Annotated in this window: 15 protein-coding genes; 7 read left to right on the top strand and 8 right to left on the bottom strand. The window is 34.1% G+C overall.

Annotation, left to right across the window (positions count from 1 at the left end):
* Positions 1-13: 13 nt before the first annotated feature.
* The 4 genes from gatB/aspS to AC4FRF_RS08570 all read right to left on the bottom strand — a co-directional run bounded on the left by gatB/aspS (position 14) and on the right by AC4FRF_RS08570 (position 5590).
* The gene (gene gatB/aspS, locus AC4FRF_RS08585) at positions 14-3346 is read right to left on the bottom strand and encodes a bifunctional amidotransferase subunit GatB/aspartate--tRNA ligase AspS (protein WP_491159078.1); all 3333 of its coding nucleotides are present in this window, start codon (positions 3344-3346) and stop codon (positions 14-16) included.
* Complete coding sequence (locus AC4FRF_RS08580; protein ID WP_491159077.1) at positions 3346-4743, bottom strand: amidase; 1398 nt, start codon at positions 4741-4743, stop codon at positions 3346-3348. Before AC4FRF_RS08580 ends, gatB/aspS begins: the two co-directional genes overlap by 1 nt.
* A 1-nt stretch (position 4744) precedes the next feature.
* Positions 4745-5014, bottom strand: a complete 270-nt coding sequence (locus AC4FRF_RS08575) for an Asp-tRNA(Asn)/Glu-tRNA(Gln) amidotransferase subunit GatC (RefSeq protein ID WP_491159076.1) — start codon at positions 5012-5014, stop codon at positions 4745-4747.
* A 126-nt stretch (positions 5015-5140) separates the two neighbouring features.
* The gene (locus AC4FRF_RS08570; RefSeq protein WP_491159075.1) at positions 5141-5590 is read right to left on the bottom strand and encodes a hypothetical protein; all 450 of its coding nucleotides are present in this window, start codon (positions 5588-5590) and stop codon (positions 5141-5143) included.
* A gap of 172 nt (positions 5591-5762) precedes the next feature.
* On the opposite strand from AC4FRF_RS08570, the gene AC4FRF_RS08565 reads away from it, so the two are divergent.
* Positions 5763-6308: a DUF2911 domain-containing protein gene (locus tag AC4FRF_RS08565; RefSeq protein WP_491159074.1), complete on the top strand. Its 546-nt coding sequence runs from the start codon at positions 5763-5765 to the stop codon at positions 6306-6308.
* Positions 6309-6525: 217 nt separating this feature from the next.
* Here the strand turns inward: AC4FRF_RS08565 and AC4FRF_RS08560 are convergent, their stop codons facing one another.
* Both AC4FRF_RS08560 and AC4FRF_RS08555 read right to left on the bottom strand, forming a co-directional pair.
* Positions 6526-8286, bottom strand: coding sequence for a TonB-dependent receptor (locus tag AC4FRF_RS08560; protein ID WP_491159073.1), 1761 nt, complete (start codon positions 8284-8286; stop codon positions 6526-6528).
* Between the two features lie 54 nt (positions 8287-8340).
* Positions 8341-11355 carry a tetratricopeptide repeat protein gene (locus AC4FRF_RS08555; RefSeq protein WP_491159072.1) on the bottom strand — a complete coding sequence of 1005 codons (3015 nt, stop codon included), beginning with the start codon at positions 11353-11355 and terminating at the stop codon, positions 8341-8343.
* 167 nt (positions 11356-11522) lie between these two features.
* Between AC4FRF_RS08555 and AC4FRF_RS08550 the strand changes: the two genes are divergently transcribed.
* A complete protein-coding gene (locus AC4FRF_RS08550; protein WP_491159071.1) occupies positions 11523-12206 on the top strand; it encodes a cell division ATP-binding protein FtsE in 684 nt (227 codons plus the stop codon).
* A gap of 12 nt (positions 12207-12218) precedes the next feature.
* Here AC4FRF_RS08550 and AC4FRF_RS08545 read toward each other — a convergent pair whose 3' ends face one another.
* Entirely contained in the window at positions 12219-12824 is a 606-nt protein-coding gene (locus AC4FRF_RS08545; protein ID WP_491159070.1) for a trimeric intracellular cation channel family protein, read from the bottom strand.
* A 171-nt stretch (positions 12825-12995) separates the two neighbouring features.
* Between AC4FRF_RS08545 and AC4FRF_RS08540 the strand changes: the two genes are divergently transcribed.
* The 5 genes from AC4FRF_RS08540 to nudK all read left to right on the top strand — a co-directional run bounded on the left by AC4FRF_RS08540 (position 12996) and on the right by nudK (position 18790).
* Positions 12996-13781 (top strand): TrmH family RNA methyltransferase, encoded by a 786-nt coding sequence (locus AC4FRF_RS08540; protein ID WP_491159069.1) that lies wholly within the window; start codon positions 12996-12998, stop codon positions 13779-13781.
* A gap of 182 nt (positions 13782-13963) precedes the next feature.
* Positions 13964-16183, top strand: a complete 2220-nt coding sequence (locus AC4FRF_RS08535; RefSeq protein ID WP_491159068.1) for a RelA/SpoT family protein — start codon at positions 13964-13966, stop codon at positions 16181-16183.
* A gap of 136 nt (positions 16184-16319) precedes the next feature.
* Positions 16320-16805 (top strand): Fur family transcriptional regulator, encoded by a 486-nt coding sequence (locus AC4FRF_RS08530; RefSeq protein WP_491159067.1) that lies wholly within the window; start codon positions 16320-16322, stop codon positions 16803-16805.
* A 69-nt stretch (positions 16806-16874) separates the two neighbouring features.
* Positions 16875-18146 carry an adenylosuccinate synthase gene (locus AC4FRF_RS08525; protein WP_491159066.1) on the top strand — a complete coding sequence of 424 codons (1272 nt, stop codon included), beginning with the start codon at positions 16875-16877 and terminating at the stop codon, positions 18144-18146.
* A gap of 62 nt (positions 18147-18208) precedes the next feature.
* A complete protein-coding gene (gene nudK / locus AC4FRF_RS08520; protein WP_491159065.1) occupies positions 18209-18790 on the top strand; it encodes a GDP-mannose pyrophosphatase NudK in 582 nt (193 codons plus the stop codon).
* An 85-nt stretch (positions 18791-18875) separates the two neighbouring features.
* On the opposite strand, the gene AC4FRF_RS08515 is transcribed toward nudK, so the two are convergent.
* Entirely contained in the window at positions 18876-19514 is a 639-nt protein-coding gene (locus AC4FRF_RS08515) for a peroxiredoxin (RefSeq protein WP_491159064.1), read from the bottom strand.
* Positions 19515-19612: the final 98 nt, after the last annotated feature.

Here is a 19612-nt window from a genome sequence, read left to right as displayed (position 1 = left end):
TGATATTGAAATTTTATTTCCTCATAATTTTCACATTCATCTCTTCCACCTTTTTATCGGACAAAGGCGATGGTGCTCCGAATAATAAATCTTCACTGGTTCCTGTTTTCGGGAAAGCCATAACCTCACGAATCGATGCTTTTTTCTCTAAAATCATCATCAAACGATCAATTCCCCAAGCAATTCCTCCGTGTGGTGGCGCTCCGTACTGGAAAGCCTTATACATCGTTCCTACGCTCTTTATCATCTCTTCTTTGTTGTAACCCATATTTCTATAAGTTGCTTCCAGAATTTCCGATTTGTGTGCACGAACAGAACCTCCACCTATTTCGTAACCATTTAAGATAATATCATACTGTTGCGCAATAATACTTCCTATTTCGGCATCATCGCCTTTCATGTGTTTTTCCAAATCATAAATAGCAGGCATTGAGAACGGATTATGAGTAAAAGTCCATCTTCCTTCATCAGTTCTTTCAAACATTGGAAAATCAACCACCCATGCCGGACGCAATTCTTTAGGATTAATCAGGTTCAGCATTCTACCCATTTCCTGACGAACAGCATCCAAAGCTTTATTAGCCGTAGCATAATCTGCCGCTGAGAAGAAAACAATATCACCTACTTGTGCATTCGTTGCTTTGATGATTCCAGCCGCAATTTCTTCACCTAAGAATTTAATAATTGGCGATTGCAAATCTTCTTCGTTCACAATAATATAGGCTAACCCACCCAAACCATGTTGTTGTGCAACAGCAGTAAGTGTTTCAATTTGCCCTTTAGACATACGTTTATTCCCTTGCTCCTGAGCCGAAACTTTGATGCATTTTACAATTCCACCCTCTACAATTGGTTTAGAGAACACTTGAAAAGTAGTATCTTTTACAATTTCGGTGATGTCCTGCATTTTTAAACCATAACGCAAATCAGGTCGATCACAACCATAGAAATCCATGGCATCTTTATAGGCGATTACTTCAAACGGATGCAAAATCCATTTTTTACCGTATACCTTAGTCACAATTTCATTGAATAATTTGGTATTCAAATCAATAATTTGCTGCATACTAGCATAAGCCATTTCCATATCCAACTGCGTAAACTCAGGTTGACGGTCTCCACGAGAATCCTCATCTCTAAAACAACGCGCTACTTGGAAATATTTCTCATAACCACTCACCATCAACATTTGTTTAAACTGTTGTGGTGCTTGCGGTAAGGTATAAAAGAAACCTGCCTGTTTGCGTGTAGGAACAATAAACTCACGAGCTCCCTCATCGGTTCCGGCACTTAAAATTGGGGTTTCTATTTCTAAAAACTCCTCTTCATCCAGAATATCACGCAATAACTTAATTACTTTATGACGATTTACAATAGCTCTTCTTACTTCCTCATTTCTGTGATCTAAGAATTTGTATTGAAAACGTGTCGCTTCATTGGTTTTAGTGGCTCTTTTGATTTCAAAAGGCAATGTTTTAGATAAGTTTAAAATCTCTAAAACCGAAGTTTCTAATTCAATTTTACCGGTACGTAATCCGGCATTAAAATCATCTTCATTGCGACCAACTACAATCCCTTTTACTGAAATTACCGATTCCGGTTTTAATTTTACTAATTCATCGATATTAGGGAATGACTCTCTACTAATACGGATTTGGAAAATCTCAAAACTGGAATCACGCAAATCAATAAACATCAATTCACCGTGGTCACGAACACTCGCTACCCAACCAGACAACATTATTTCTTGTTGAATATTAGCTTCTGATATTTGCGAAATTTTATGCGTTCTGTAAGTATCTTTTATAATAATAGGAATTTCAGGAAGTACTTCTTCTTGATTATCTTTTTGATCAACAACCGTTTCTTTAGCTGCTTTTTCTTCAGTTGCTGCCTTTTCTAAAACTGCCGCTGCTCCTAATTTATCTAAAATAATCTGACGAATAACCTTTCCGTTGGCCCCTTTTCCAATAACACCTAAAACTTTACCAACTAAAATACCGGCTTTCCCTTGGTCTCCCGCTTTGATATCATTGGCAACAGCCTCATTTTCAGAAATTACTTTCGCAATCACTTCCTGAATTTTATCTTCAGAAATAGTATTTTCTTCAAAATACTTGTTGTAATCAAAATTTTGATCTTTTAGATAACCTGCAATTGCATTTTGAACCAAAACAGCAGTGATTTTCTCTGCTTTAAACAATACAAAAATGGTTTCTAAATGCTCAATATTATGAATTTTAGCATAATCTTCTGCCTTAACATTGTTAGCCAGGGTTTTTGCAACAAAAGAAGGATCATTTATTTTGTTATTTAAAGTCACAAAAGTTCTGGAACGCAAAGCATCGGCTGTAAAAAACTTAGCATCCTGTGGCAAAACACCTCCGTTAATCAAAATAGATTCCACAGCATAAGGCAAAGCACTTGTATCCACTTTAATTGCTTCAATCTCGGCTTTGATATTTACAAAAGGTAAATCTGGTTCCGAAATAAAACGGTAGTCCGCTTCAAATTCTTTTTTACGCATGGTTTTGGTCTGCTTCAAATCAGCATCCCATAACACCGTGGTTTGATCCGGTCTAAACGCTTTGTTTTCTATAAAATAATTGAACTGTTTTTCAACTTCTTCTTTCAAAGCCTCCACCATAAACTTAAATGAATTCAAGTTTTTGATTTCCGTTCTTGGATTCAAATCAGCGCTGTCTTTTTTACGCAAAGACACCGAAACATCCGATTTGAACTCACCTTTTTCTAAGTTTGCTTCCGAAATCCCCAAATTTTGAACAATACGCTGAATGTACTGCGCATAAGTCGAAGCATCTTCGATATTTCTGATACAAGGTTCGGTAACAATTTCAATCAACGGAACTCCTGCTTTATTGAAATCAACTAACGAAATTTTCTTTTCATGCATCAATTTGGCAGCATCTTCCTCGATATGAACCTGAGTTAAATTTACCATAAATTGCGAACCGTCATTTCTATAACAGGAAACTTCTCCGTCAGGAATAATGGGGTTATGATATTGCGTAATCTGAATATTTTTTGGGTTATCCGGATATTCATAATGTTTTCTATCCCAAGAAATCACCTCATTACTAAAAGAGGAATTTACCGCTTTACCAAAATAAATTGCTTTTGTAATCGCTTCTTTATTGATAGCAGGCAAAACACCCATTTGTCCCGTACAAACCGAACATATATTCACATTAGGTGTTTCAATTTCCTGATTAGGACAAGAACAAAACAACTTGGTTTTGGTATTCAATCGAACGTGCGTTTCCAGTCCGATTACCAATTCTAAATCGTGGGCTTTAATAGCCGCATTTAATTGCTCCAATTCCATTATAGTGTATCTTTTAAGAAGTTTGCAAATTGCAATACTAATTCATCATTATTTTTTGCCGCAGTAATCTGCAGTCCTGTTGTTGTTCCTTGTGGCACAGTGATAGTAGGCAATTGTCCTAAACTAAAACCAACCGTATAAGCATCTGACAAATACATTGCCAACGGATCCTTTAAACTATCACCAATTTTAGGTGGCGCAGCTGGTGTAACCGGTGACAAAACTACATCTACTTCCTCGAAATCTTTACTGAAATTTTCCGAAATCTGATCTCTTACAGCCAGACCTTTTAAATAAATAGCATCCGAAAATCCTTGAGACAACACTTGGTTCCCTCCTACAATTCTGCGTTTCGTTTCCTCTGAAAAATTCTCAGAACGGGTAACAGCATAAGTATCAATTAAATTCTCCCCTTCAATACGGTTACCGTAATTGGTTCCGTCCAGACGGGATAAATTCGAAGCCGTTTCCGCCATTGCCAGCGTATAGTAAGTAGAAACCAACAAATCAGATTTAAAGAAATCCAATTCTTTTACTATGATTCCTTTGGCTTTTATTTTTTCGATACTCGCTAAGAAATCAGCTTTAACCTGAGTATCAATAGCATCACTTTCGACAAAGTTTTTAAAATAACCAATTGTTTTTACTGGTGAAGTAACCAATGCTTCTTCGGTAATTTCATGTGAAGCAATAGAGGTTTGATCTTTTGGATCTTTTCCACTCATGACATTCATTACAATTCGAATATCTTCAATTGATTTTGCTAATGGTCCCACACAATCTGTAGAAGACGCATACGCCATTAATCCATATCTTGAAATTCTTCCGTAAGTAGGTTTAAAACCATAAATATGATTGTATCCTGCAGGCTGACGAATCGAACCTCCTGTATCTCCACCAATAGAAAATACCGTATAATCCTTAGCCACATTCACAGCAGAACCTCCACTGGAACCTCCTGCCACTAATTCTGGATTGATAGCGTTTTTAACCGCTCCAAAAATGGTGTTTTCACTCGAAGAACCGTGACCAAAACTATCGCAGTTTTCTTTCACTAACGGAATTGCACCTGCATCCAATAATTTCTGAATGGCAGTAGCCGTATAAGGTGATTTATAATTTTTCAACAAATCAGAACTTGCAGTAGTATACGTTCCTTGCAACATATACACATCTTTAATTCCAAAAGGGATTCCTTCTAACAAACCGATGGTTTCTCCGTTTGCAATTTTAGCATCTACCTTAGCAGCTAAGTCCAGCGCCGTAGTATCCAATAAAGAATTGACTGAATTATAAATATTTTGTTTAAGTAAGTCTAATTTTTCCTGTACTAAAGCTGTACAAGTGATTTGTTTGGTCACCAATTGCTGGTGTATTTTTTTTATCTGTGAATCCATTTTATCCTTCTATAACTTTAGCAACCACTAAAAATCCATTTTTCTTGTTCGGGAAATTTTCTATGATAAGTTGTTTTTCCATTGCCGAACTCTCTATCACAACATCTTCTCTTAAATCACTTACAGACACGCAATTATGATTGACATTATTCAAGGAATTATTATTTGTAGGAACTGCATTTTTAATCACATCAAATAATTGGTTCACGCTCTCGGAAGGCTGTGCTCCTTTAATACTCGACAAAATGTCGACTGTCATTATTTTACTCATAATTTTGTTAGGTTTTAAAGTCAAACTTTTAAGGTCGCGAATTTACGAAAGTTTTTTTTAGGGAATTCGATTTTTTTAAATGAATTCGAGAGTACAAGAAGCACAGTTTGTTCTAAATCACAGAATCTATTCCACACTCTCAATCAAATACTTCGTTCCATTAATCTCAAAAGCAAATCCCACGGAATTCCCCATTAGTTTATTTCCCAATGGCGATTGCGGCGACAATGCAATTACATTAATTCCTTCGAGAGTAATTTTTGGAAGAGCCAAAGACAGGTACAAATAAATCCCATTGGCTTTTACTAAACTACCTAAAGTGATGGATTTAGCTGTAATTTCTGGATTTATTTTGTCCAAAACTGCTTTTTGTTCTAGCACTTCTCGCAACTTTGTATTGAATTTTTCCTGTTCCAGATGCATCATCGACAAAGCCGTTTCGTGCTTATCACCTGCCGAACCTTTGGCATCATTTTTAGAATCCTCAGTCAAAGCCGAAATCATATCTCGAAAAGCATCAATCCTGTCTTCTACCAATCGGGAATAATACTGATGAATTTTTTGTTTAAAAGTCATTTTTTATTTATTTCAAATTCTAAATCCAACTGGATTAGTTGTATTTATCAACTCTACAAATTTAGATTATTATCTCAATTTGACACTATTTGAAATTCTTAACTATTGTTCCACTTTTTTTTATTTAACTTCGTAAAAGAATTAGTACTAATCATATTCTTTTAAAATCACTATGAAAAAATTAAAATTATTTTCAGCAATCGCTTTTGGTTTTCTATTGTTCACAACAACAAACATCCAAGCACAAAAATTTCCAGGTTTAGACAAAAGTCCAATGGACATTGCTTCTTATCCTAACGATTACAAAGATGCCAGCAAAATTGCAAGAGTAATCTATAGCCGTCCGCAACTTAAAGAAAGAACTTTAGAATCGCTTACTCCTGCCGGAAAAGTTTGGAGAACTGGCGCAAATGAAGCAACCGAAATCACATTTTACAAAGATGTTACCTTTGGAAAAACAAAAATCAAAGCCGGGGTTTACACTTTATACACTATTCCAGGCGAAAAAGAATGGACTGTAATCCTAAGCAAAGACACCAACGTTTGGGGTGCATACTCATACAAAGAAGCTAATGATGTTGCTCGTTTAGTTGTTCCTGCAACACAAGCAGAAGACTCCTTAGAAGCATTTTCTATGGTTTTCACCAAAGCTGATAATGGAATGACTTTAAACTTAGGATGGGATAAAACTCGTGTTGCGATTCCTTTTACAGAGTAATTTTTATTTAACCGCAAAGTTTTTTAAACACAAAGGTTTCGCAAAGACCGCAAAGTTTTTTATTAGCCCACGGATTTAACTGACGCAACTAATAAAGATAGATTTCAATTACAATTGGTTATTAAATTCTATTCCGATATAAATTAGAAAAGGCACAAAATTCACAAATTAAATCTTTGTGAACTTCGTGCCTTCTTTGTGAATTTTGTATTTAAACTTAAAAATCAAATTTGTAATTCACTCCTACTAAAACCTGAAAACCCTGTACTGGATAATTCATCCATTTTTGATAGGACTTATTAGTGATATTATTCAGTTTCAAAAAACCTGTTAATTGAGAATTATATCTATATCCTGTATGCGCGTTTACATCAAAATAACTTTTCAAAGTTACTGGATCAGGCTGTGTCACATAAACAATATCCGAGTTCAATTGCATATCTTTTCTTTCACCTACATAAAACACCTTAGCTCCTGCATACCATTTTGGAGTAATATTAAAATCCAATGAAGAATTAATTTCTACCGTTGGTAAATTCCAGGCCTCTTGTTGCATGCTGTTTTTATAACTACTAAAGGTTCCGCCTATTCCAAAACTAACATTTTGAGAAAAATCAGCTTTTAAATCTCCTGAAAAACGAAACGTTCGCACATCGTCATAAACCACTTGAAACGAATTCCCAAAAGCATAATCTTCATTAGCTGCATTCTCTGTGTAATCCTGACTTTTATATAAAGCTTTATTGCGTTCATTTACATAAGAACCTTTTATATTATAACTTACACTTGAAGCTAATTTTCCTTTTAAACCTGCAAAAATATCATATTGTCTATCTGTTGGTGCAATCATCAATGTAGGCGACATAAACGGATTTTCTTTTACAAAATCCATATAGGAATTTTGCTCTAAACTTCCTTCAGCTCCTGCATAAAAAATCATTAAATCATCCACAACTGGATAAGAAACATTAATATTAGGATATACTAAAAATTTATTATCGTTTCCGGTTTTATCTATACTGTAAAAAAGTTTAGCTCCTAAATTTACATCCCAACCGTTTTCTTGGATATTAAAACTTGGTGCAATTCCTAAATTGGTAAAACCATATTTTACAGCTTCTACATTCGTATTCTCATAATTTTTATCAAATGAACCTCCCACATAATCCACGATAATATTGGTTTTCACAAATTGATCTCCTACATCAAAACGTAAAGAAGGTTTGAAATAAAATCTATTTTCTGAAGAATCAAAACTATCCGAAAAATGACTAAATTTCATAGAAGCTTCTTTAAAAGCACCTTCATTAAAACTCATTTTTCCACCTAATGAAATACCATTATAAGCGTGTTTTGAATCGATACTTCCAATTAATGTATTTTTATCAGACGTACTCAATGTACTTCCAAAATCCATTGGTAATCCATACCAATTATAGACTTGATTTTGATATCCTAAATCAATATTCCAAGACATGTTATCATTATTTACTCCATAAAAAGCATCCAATGCCGTATCATAAAACCAGTTATCTAATTTTACATCATTGATTCCTCCTTGAGATGAAAAATGACGAAACATTCCACCTACATAATCATTATTCCCTAATTCCTGATTCACAAATAATTCTGCATTCAAGACCCCATAATTCCCTCCGGCAATCGTTGCATAATTATTATAGAATTTTTCTTTAGCCTCTTTTTCTACTCCTTCTGCTTTTCCCTTTGCTGGAGTAAAAGTAGAAGCTACCGGAAAAGAAAAAATAGAATACTTAATCGTTTCTTTTTTAGCATTTCCTTCGTCATCAAGAACTGGCGATTCTTGGATTTTAGAAGCATCTGATATAGTTGGGGTGTACGGTTTTACAATATTCACCTCTTCTGAACCAATGTTACTATCTTTCTTTTGTGCGAAAGAAACTTGTAAAACCATTAGAAACAGACCTATTGTTATTTTATTTTGGAAATTGAATTTCATATTTTACTTTTTAACGTGAAACACTTCGACAAGCTCAGTGCGACAACTTTTTTATTAATTACCTATCGAAGAATTTGTTTTAGACTCTTCTGACTTAATTCGACTCAATTCAGTTTGCGCTTCTGAAACCACATCTGGGAAATCAGCAAAATTTTTAATTACACTGTCTAAAATATAAGTAGCTTGAAAACTATCTTTTAATCCGTAAAAGTTTTTAGCCATTAAAACCAATCCTTTGGCTCCATACAAACGATAAGTAGCATAACTTTTAGCTAATTTTTGAACCGAAGTATTTGAAGCTTCAAACTTACCTTCTTGGTTTTTAAAATAAGCATCGTAATACAAAGCTTCAGCTGCCAATTCTCCTTTAGCAATCGACATCACTTTTGCGTAAGCAGCTTTGGCTTTTGCCTCATCACCTGTTTGCATAGCCGAACGAGCAATAATAATTTGCGCGTCACTTTTTACATTATCATCTGTTTTTGGATTACTCAAAACTTTATCAGCATACACTACCGCGTTTGAATACTCTTTTTTCTCGTAATAACATTTCATCAAATTCGATTGTGCAAAAACTTTATTTTGGAATAAATCGGCTTCATTTTCCAAACGAATTAATACTGGAATTGCTTTTTCTTTTGAACCACTATCCAATAAAATTTGCCCTAATCTAGTTAACGATTGTTCCGTAAATTCATTTCTTGGCTGATTAGCAACATATTCATAATTTGGCATTGCTTTGTCTTTTTGACCTTCGGCATAATAAGCTTGCGCCAAATAGAAATTAGCTTTCAAAGCATGAATTCCGTTTGGAAAACTAGAAATATAAGCTCTAAATCCAGAAATAGCCTGAGTGTTATTATTCTGCTCAAATTGTTTCACTGCCGATTCATAAGTATCGTTATCCAAATCAGCATCAGTAACAGCAACAAAATCTAATGTTCTCACCCAAGTTGCGTATTCATTCACTTTTCCGCTGTCCACATAAATCAACCTCGCAGTAGAAACAGCTTCTAAAGCCTCTGGAGTTTTAGGATATTCTGCAGCCACTTTTTTGAATTTCACTAAAGCATCTGAACTTCTATCTGAATTATAATAAACCAATCCTTGACGCAAAATAGCTTTAGCTGTAAAAGCGCTATTTTTATATTCACTGATTAATCTATCATAAGTTTTTAAAGCTAAATCCTGTTTATCACTCGCCACATAAGTATTTGCCAGTTCAAACATAGCATCATCACGATAACTTGATTTTGGGTAGTTTTGAATAAAAGCATTCAAATCTTCAATTTTTCTATCATTTCTAGCCACAAAACCATAACAAAGCGCTTTTTGATAAGAAGCATAATCCGCATCTACGCTTTTAAATTCAATTACTTTATTGTAAGCATCCATTGCTGGCCAATATTTTGAAGTCACAAAGCGACAATCGGCTAATCGCAAATAAGCATCTGTTAGTCTTGTTTTATCGTCTTTAGATTTATCTATAAATTTTTGGAAAGCATCGCCAGCCGCATCGTATTCTTTCAATTTAAAATACGCATACGCCACATTATAATTGCTGTTTTTGTATTCTGGAGTTCCAGATGCAGCGGACATTCCAACAAATTGTTTAAAACTCAACAACGATTTATTGTAATCATTCAACACATACTCTGTTTCTCCTTTCCAGAAAGTGGCTCTCGCTGTAAATTCGGCATCCATGGTATTTGCCAAAGATTTTTGGAACATTTGCAAAGCTTCTGTATAATTTCTATCCGTATACAATTCTAAACCTCTGTAGAAAGTCACTTTTTGATAGGCCAATTTGTTTTCTGGACTTTTATTTTTTTCCAATAAAACTAAGGCTTCTTTGTAATTTTTAGATGAAATATAAGAGTCAATCAATAATTTCTCCACTACTGAACGACTGGAATTGTTTGGATATTTATTGATAAACCCTAATAATACCGAAGGTACACTTTGATAAGAATTTCCCAATTCATAACTTAATTTAGCATAATTCAAGTGCGCATCTTCTTGAATTGCGGCATCAAACGGCATTTCAGAAGCATTTTTAAACGCATTCAAAGCTTGTTGTTTTTGATTTAATTTCAAATAACTTTCTCCTAAATGATAATATGCGTTTTGAGCCACGCTGTCTTTTCCTCCAACAATTTTATTGAATTGTGCAATGGCATTTTCAAAATCATTTTGTTTGTAATACGCATACCCCAATTGGTAATAATCCGTATTATTCCACCTTCCTCTTTTGCCTTTATAAGCCACTAAATAAGGAATAGCTTCGCTGTATTGTTTTAAATTAAAATAACTTTCACCTATAATTTTATTCAATTCCGATTTTTCAACAGCATTGGATTTACCCATTGCTTTTTTCCCTAAATCGATAGCTTTTTCAAAATTTCCCGATTTGAAATTCATATCCGCTTGATAGTACGATAACTTTTCAGCGTATTTTTCATTTCCAGAGACATCATCAAAATATTTATTGGCTTCTTGATAATTATCACCTTCATAAGCCATAAAACCAAGATAATACTTAGCCTGAGAACCATAGGCTTCTGATTTCAAAACCTTATTAAAATACTTGGTAGCTTCTTTTTTATTTTTAGAATTAAAAAAACTATAACCTTTTTGGAAATTAAAACGATCTCTATCAGCAGCACTTAACTGACTTTCATCTACTTTTTCAAACCAACGTAAAGCTTCTGAATAATTCCCTTGATTGAAATAATAATGAGCTACCTCAGTATAGGCCTGGTTGCTTTTAGAACTCGTTGGGTATTCTTCTAAAAAAGATTCCATCAGGACATCAGCATTAGCATGTCCTAATCTAACTGCACAACTAGCATCATAATACGCACAGTCCGATTTTACCTCTTCGTCCTGATTTTCAGCTTTTATTTTTTCAAAAAGGAACTGAGCCGAAGCATATTGATTGTCCTTAAACAAAGCTACTGCTCTGTCGTATTCTTTTAAATTACTAGTATATATTGAGGATTTTTGTGCCAAAAGCGGATTGGTTTTAATAAAAACCAATAAAAAGAAGAGCCAAGAAAGTTTGCGCATTTTCATTTATTTTTTATCTATTCAAATATATCATATTATTGACTTTATAACGTGACACAAACGGCATTTATTATGAACAAATCTTTTAACAAAGCACAAAAAACTACTAATTGATATTGCTATTTCATAATTGATAATTACTTTTACACCATAAACAAACGCTAATTATGTCTCAAGCTGTACTGTCTTTAAAAAACGCCACCATTTATCAGGAAGATAAAGTAATCTTATCAAACGTTAACCTAGAAGTAAACCGAGGAGAATTTTTATATCTTATTGGAAAAACAGGTTCTGGAAAAAGTAGCTTCATGAAAACACTTTATGCCGATTTACCATTAAATGAAGGCACAGGACACATTGTAGATTTTGATTTAGAAACACTAAAAGAAAATGACATTCCGTTTTTAAGACGTAAAATTGGAATTGTTTTTCAAGATTTCAAACTTTTACCAGATCGTTCTATTCAAGACAACATGCTTTTTGTTCTTAGAGCCACAGGATGGTCAGACCAAAACGAAATGGAACGTAAAATTGAAGAAGTTCTGGACAAAGTAGGCATGAAAAACTACGCACAAAAAATGCCACACCAAATTTCCGGTGGAGAACAACAACGTGTAGCTATTGCTAGAGCTTTACTAAACGATCCAGAATTAATTTTAGCTGATGAACCTACAGGAAACTTAGACCCTCAAACCAGTGTGGAGGTTTTAGATGTTTTGAAAAAAATTAACGGAAATGGAAAAACCATTATCATGGCCACGCACGATTATGCATTGCTAATGAAATTCCCTTCAAAAACTTTAAAATGTGAGGATTCTAAGATTTTTGAAGTTGTTCAAAGAACGGTTTAATTAGCAAGCACACTATTTATTACCTTCCAAAGCAGGTAAATGCCATTTGTACTTTACTGCCATCAATCGGATACTAATCACGACTGATACTGTTGTGATATAAATAATCTCGTCATTGAGTTGAAAGGCTTTGAGCATAAAAAATAACATTCCTCCAAGAATACAAATAGTAGCATAAATCTCTTTGCGGAAAATTACCGGAATTTCATTGCACAATATATCGCGAATTACACCGCCAAAACAGGCCGTTATCGTTCCTAAAGCAATACAAATAATAGGATGCAAACCTATTTCAATGCCTTTTCGCAACCCCGTTAAGGTGTAAACACCAAGACCAATCGTATCAAAAAGAGATAAAGAAGTTCTTAATTTATCGAATTTCTTTCGAAAAACAATTGCTAAAACAAAACCAATAATAATCATATAAACATATTCCAAATTCAGCATCCAACCCACTGGAGTCTTCCCTATCAAAACATCGCGTAAAGTTCCTCCTCCCACCGCAGTTACAAAGGCAATAATAAAAACTCCAAAAGGATCTAACTTTTTCTCCATAGCAGTCAAAACACCCGACATTGCAAAAGCCATAGTCCCCACAATTTCTAATACACTAAACATAGTTTCATTATTTAATTGGCTATTTCAAGCAAATTAAAGAAAAACAACACACTTAAATAACCAAAACAATATTATTCTATCTTAATCGAACAAAATTTTCGATAGCTATTTTACAAAACAATTATTGTCTGTGTATCTTTGCTCTGTATTTAACCCTAAAATTTGCAGCAGTTGAAACAAATTACTTCAATCCAAAATCCTTTTATAAAATCTTTGGTACTATTACAAGAAAAAGCCAAAAACCGCAAACAAACAGGCACTTTTTTGATTGAAGGAGCACGGGAAATTTCATTAGCTGTAAAAGGAAATTACGAAATAAAAACCCTTCTATTCTATCCCGAAATATGCAGTGAAATCGATGCCAGAAAACTAGCTAGAAATGCAGAATTAATAGAAATCAATAAAGAAGTTTTCCAAAAACTGAGCTATCGCGAAACTACCGAAGGTATTTTGGCTGTAGCCAAATCAAAATCTTTACAACTTTCCGATTTAAAACTTTCAGCAACTCCACTTATTTTAGTTGCCGAAGCGCCCGAAAAACCAGGAAACATTGGCGCACTTTTAAGAACCGCCGATGCCGCAAATTTGGACGCTGTAATTATAGCCAATCCAAAAAGCGATTTATACAACCCAAATATCGTTCGCTCCAGTGTTGGCTGCTTGTTTACCAATCAAATTGCAACTGCAAGTACCGCAGAAATCATTGCTTTTCTTAAAGAAAAAAACATCAATTTCTACTGTGCTACTTTACAAAACTCAACGAGCTACCACACCCAAGATTTCACAAAACCAACGGCCTTAGTTGTTGGGACCGAAGCCACTGGACTTACTCAAGAATGGCGTGATGCTGCCACACAAAACATCATTATCCCTATGCAAGGCGAAATTGACAGCATGAACGTCTCTGTTGCTGCAGCCATACTAATATTCGAAGCTAAAAGACAAAGAGGATTTTAGGAATTCAGTTTGCAGATTTTAGAATTCAGATTGTACTTTTTAGACTAAAAACTAAGGACTAACAACTAGGGACTAACAACTAGGGACTAAAACCTCAAAAACTAAATTCTGAAATCTAAATTTTCAGCCTATTGCATATATGCTAACTTATCGTTATTTTTAGAAAATGAACCCTGCAAAGTATGACCGAAATAGATATCGAAAAAGAAAACAAAGCAATTGCACAAGAATACAAAGAATTGCTACGCATTAGTTACCAAACACTAACTACTGAAGACAAAAAACTAATACGAAAAGCATTTGACGTAGCAGTTGAAGCACATAAAGATCAAAGAAGAAAATCGGGCGAAGCCTATATTTTTCACCCCATTGCTGTAGCAAAAATTGTTGCTTCAGAAATTGGTCTTGGCGCCACATCAATTGCGGCTGCTTTACTACACGATGTAGTTGAAGATACGCCCACTACCGTAAAAGACATTGAACGCATGTTCAATCCTAAAGTTGCACAACTTGTTGAAGGTTTAACAAAAATATCTATTGTACAAAAAGACATGAATGTGTCGATGCAAGCCGAAAACTTTCGAAAGATGTTATTGACTTTGTACGATGATGTTCGAGTAATCTTAATAAAAATTGCCGATAGATTGCACAACATGCAAACTATGGATTCCATGATTGACCATAAACAAGTTAAAATTGCTTCGGAAACATTATACATTTATGCACCATTAGCACATAGATTAGGATTATACAACATTAAAACCAAACTGGAAGATTTAGGATTAAAATATACTGAACCTGCCGTTTACGAAGATATTGTAAGCAAAATTAAAGAAACTAAAGAACAGCAAGACGCTTACATCAAAGACATTTCTGATGTACTTAAAGCCTCATTAGACGCAGAAAACATTGACTACATCATCAAAGGACGTCCAAAATCCATCTATTCTATTCGCAGAAAGATGAAAGCTCAAAACGTAACTTTTGATGAAGTATACGATAAATTTGCACTTAGAATTGTTTACAAATCCGATCCGCATGATGAAAAATTCATCGCCTGGAAAATATATTCTATTGTTACCGATCATTACAGACCAAGCCCTAGCCGATTGAGAGACTGGATTTCATCTCCAAAATCTACTGGCTACGAAGCTTTACACATTACCGTAATGGGCCCCAAAGGGCGCTGGGTTGAAGTACAGGTTCGAAGCGAACGTATGGATGAAATTGCCGAAAAAGGATATGCCGCACATTACAAATATAAAAATGGAGATTCAGAAGAAGGCGGTTTAGACGTATGGCTCAACTTACTCAGAGAAGCTTTAGAAAACTCAGAAACCAACGCCATCGACTTTGTGGAAGATTTCAAAATGAATTTATATTCAAAAGAAATCTACGTCTTTACACCAAAAGGAGACATTAAATCCTTACCAAAAGGAGCAACATCCCTCGATTTTGCTTTTAGCATTCACTCTGAAATTGGAATCAAAACACGCGGAACTAGAGTAAACGGGAAATTAGTACCATTAAACTATGAATTAAAAAGTGGTGATCAGGTAGAAATTATCACTTCACCAAACCAAAAACCAACAGCAAACTGGCTGGATTATGTAACCACATCAAGAGCGAAAAATAAAATTAAAAACGTTCTTAACGAAAACACCAAAAAGATTGCCGAAGAAGGAAAAGAGGTTCTTACCCGAAAATTGAAGCACTTAAAAATCAATATGAATGAAACAGTGGTCAATGAATTGGTTAATTATTTCCATCTAAAAACAAGTTTAGATTTATTTTATCGCGTAGGTCTGGGAACAATCGACAACCAACGATTAAAAGATTTTGCCGCTCAAAAAAGCAACACCTTAATTAATTTCTTTAAAAATAAAATTAAACGCGGTGGCAACACAGCCGATGTTGACATCCATAAACCCGTTTTAAACAACAATTACGATATGCTTGTTTTTGGGAAAGAACAAGATAAACTAGATTACAAACTTTCTACTTGTTGCAACCCTATTCCCGGAGATCAGGTTTTTGGTTTTGTAACCATTAACGAAGGAATAAAAGTGCATAAAAAAGATTGTCCTAATGCCATTTCTTTACAATCCAATTATGCCTATCGTATTATGCAAGCCAAATGGATTGATTCTTCACAACAAGAATTCAAAGCGATTTTAAATATTACTGGAATGGATACCATAGGACTTACTAACGAATTGACAAAAGTAATTTCGAACAATATGAATGTAAACATCCAAAGTATTTCGTTGAGTGGAGATGCAGGATTATTTAAAGGACAACTTACGGTAATTGTTCAAAACATTACCATTTTGAAAAAATTAATTGAAAACATCAAAAAAATTGACGGGATTGACCGTGTAACCAGAGTTTACAAAAACTAAATTTTGCTAATTTGATTTAATTTGAAATTCTTTTTCAGAAATATAAATACGATTCCAAACAAAAAAGAACAAATTTATTCTCTTATAAGCATTTAAACTTGAAAACTATTAAAATAATAATTTATCTTTGCCGAATATGACACTCATTTCCACAAATAACGACAAAAATCAAGAGATTGTAAAAAATGTTTTTACAATGTACCTTGAAAAAAACGGGCATAGAAAAACGCCTGAACGTTACTCAATACTTCAGGAAATCTATGAAAGCGAAGAGCATTTTGACATAGAAAACCTCTACATCAAAATGAAAAACAAAAACTATCGTGTAAGTAGAGCAACGCTTTACAACACTATAGAACTTCTGTTAGACTGTGGTTTGGTTCGCAAACATCAATTTGGGCAAAATCAGGCACATTACGAAAAATCTTATTTTGACAAACAACACGACCACCTTATCATGACAGATACTGGAGACGTGATTGAGTTTTGCGATCCAAGAATACAAACTATTAAAAAAACGATTGAGGAAATTTTTGATGTCGAAATTACCAATCATTCCTTGTATTTTTACGGCACCAAAAAGGGAGCTAAACAAGAAGAACAAAAAGAAGAAAATCAATAACACATTTAGTTAAAAAAGGTGCTTTTTTAAAACACCAAAACAAATTAAAGATTAATAAATAAATTAAAAATGACCGTAGATTTATTACTAGGATTACAATGGGGAGATGAAGGAAAAGGAAAAATTGTTGACGTTCTTACCTCAAATTACGATATTATTGCCCGTTTTCAAGGTGGACCAAATGCAGGACACACTTTAGAATTTGACGGAATAAAACACGTACTTAGAACCATTCCTTCTGGGATTTTTCACAAATCAGCGGTAAATGTTATTGGAAACGGTGTTGTAATTGATCCTGTTGTATTTCAAAAAGAAATTGAAGGATTAGCTAAATTTGACATCGACATCAAAAAGAAATTAATCATCTCTAGAAAAGCACACTTAATTTTACCTACTCACCGTTTATTAGATGCTGCTTCTGAAGCTTCTAAAGGGAAAGCAAAAATAGGTTCTACTCTTAAAGGTATTGGTCCAACTTATATGGACAAAACAGGTAGAAACGGTTTACGTGTAGGAGATATTGAATTAGAAGATTTCAAAGAAAGATACCGTTCTTTAGCTGACAAACACGAAGCCATGATTGCGTTCTACGGAGTAGAATTGCAATACAACTTAGCAGAATTAGAAGCTGAGTTTTTTGAAGCAATCGACGAAATCAAAAAATTAGATTTTATTGATAGTGAAGAATATATGTACCAGGCTCAAAAAGCAGGAAAATCTATTCTATGCGAAGGAGCCCAAGGTTCATTATTAGATGTTGATTTTGGAACTTATCCTTTTGTAACTTCTTCTAATACTACAGCTGCCGGAGCTTGTACTGGTTTAGGAATTGCTCCTAACAAAATCAAAGAAGTTTACGGAATTTTCAAAGCTTACACTACACGAGTAGGTAGTGGTCCATTCCCAACAGAACTTTTTGACGAAGTTGGCTCTACAATGGCTAAAGTTGGAAACGAATTTGGTTCAGTAACAGGAAGAGCAAGACGTTGCGGATGGTTAGACTTAGTTGCCTTAAAATATGCGGTACAAGTAAACGGAGTTACGCAATTAATGATGATGAAAGGAGACGTACTTTCTGGTTTTGATACTTTAAAAGTATGTACTGAATACAACTATAAAGGAAAAAACATTGCACACTTCCCATACAATGTAGAAGAAGAAAATGTTAGTCCGATTTATAAAGAATTCAAAGGATGGAAACAGGATTTAACAGGTATGACTACTTATGATGAATTACCAGTTGAATTAAAGGAATACATTGAGTTCATTGAAAAAGAGCTTGAAGTGCCTATTAAGATTGTTTCTGTTGGTCCAGATAGAAAACAAACTATCACAAAATAAGACAACAACTAACGCTCTGAATTTTCAGGGCGTTTTTTTATATCCAAAACTATCACAGATTTATGAACGATCCAAAAATAAGCATCCAAAACACCGAATTACTTTCAGATAACTGGTACATACTCAACAATGTAACTTTTGATTATCAAAAACCTGACAATACTATTATTACCCAAAAAAGAGAAGTCTACGATCGCGGAAACGGTGCTGCTATTTTACTGTACAATAAAGAAACCAAAAACATCATCTTAACCCGTCAGTTTCGTTTACCAACTTATTTAAATGGTAATGCAAGCGGCATGATGGTAGAAGTTTGTGCCGGATTATTAGATCAAGATGAACCAGAACAATGCATTATCCGAGAAACGGAAGAAGAAACGGGGTACCGTATTTCCAAAGTTGAAAAAATCATGGAAACCTATATGTCACCTGGCGCCATAACTGAAATTCTTTATCTATTTATTGGTGAATACAACGCTTCTATGAAAGTAAGTGAAGGTGGCGGACTGGAAGAAGAACAGGAAAACATTGAAGTTTTAGAAATACCTTTTGAGCAGGCGTACAACATGATTAAAACTGGAGAATTAAAAGACGCTAAAACCATTATGCTATTGCAGTATGCAAAAATTAATAATTTAGTATAAATTCAGACTTTACTAAATCTCTAAATTTAAAAAGTACAATAAGAATAATTCCTTATTGTACTTTTTTTATTCTGAACCTAGAAAATTATTTATTAGGTTGTGGAGTCATTCTCAAATAATATTTAATACGGTTAAACCCTTTTGGAAATTTAACCGGAATATCTTCGTCTTTAATAGCTGGAGAAATAACCACATCTTGACCATCTTTCCAGTTAGCTGGCGTAGCTACGCTATAATTGGCCGTTAATTGCAAACTATCGATAACACGCAGCAACTCGTCAAAATTTCTTCCTGTAGAAGCGGGATACGTCAAGATAAGTTTTACTTTTTTATCTGGCCCTATAATAAATACTGAACGAACTGTAAAAGTATCATTGGCATTTGGATGAATCATATCATACAAATTAGCAACTTCTTTGCTTTCGTCAGCGATAATCGGATATTGTAACGTTACGTTTTGAGTTTCTTCAATGTCTTTAATCCAGTTAAGGTGCGATTCCAATCCATCCACACTTAGCGCAATAACCTTAGTATTTCTTTTTTGGAATTCTGGAAAATAATTGGCTACTGTTCCTAACTCAGTAGTACAAACAGGTGTAAAATCAGATGGATGCGAAAATAAAACACCCCAAGAATCACCTAACCATTCGTGAAATTGTACTGTTCCTTGCGTTGTTTCTGCTTTGAAATCTGGAGCTATATCTCCTAATCGTATTGTTGCCATAATTTCTAATTTTATATAAGTCCTATAAAATTAGTCAAAAAATACTAATAGACGATTTTAATAAGAATAAATATTTGTTAAAGCGAGAAGTGATGTAA

It is taken from the genome of Flavobacterium sp. ST-158, assembly GCF_058309975.1.
Note: the sequence above shows the minus strand (reverse complement) of the source record. Positions and strands in the feature narration are given on the sequence as shown.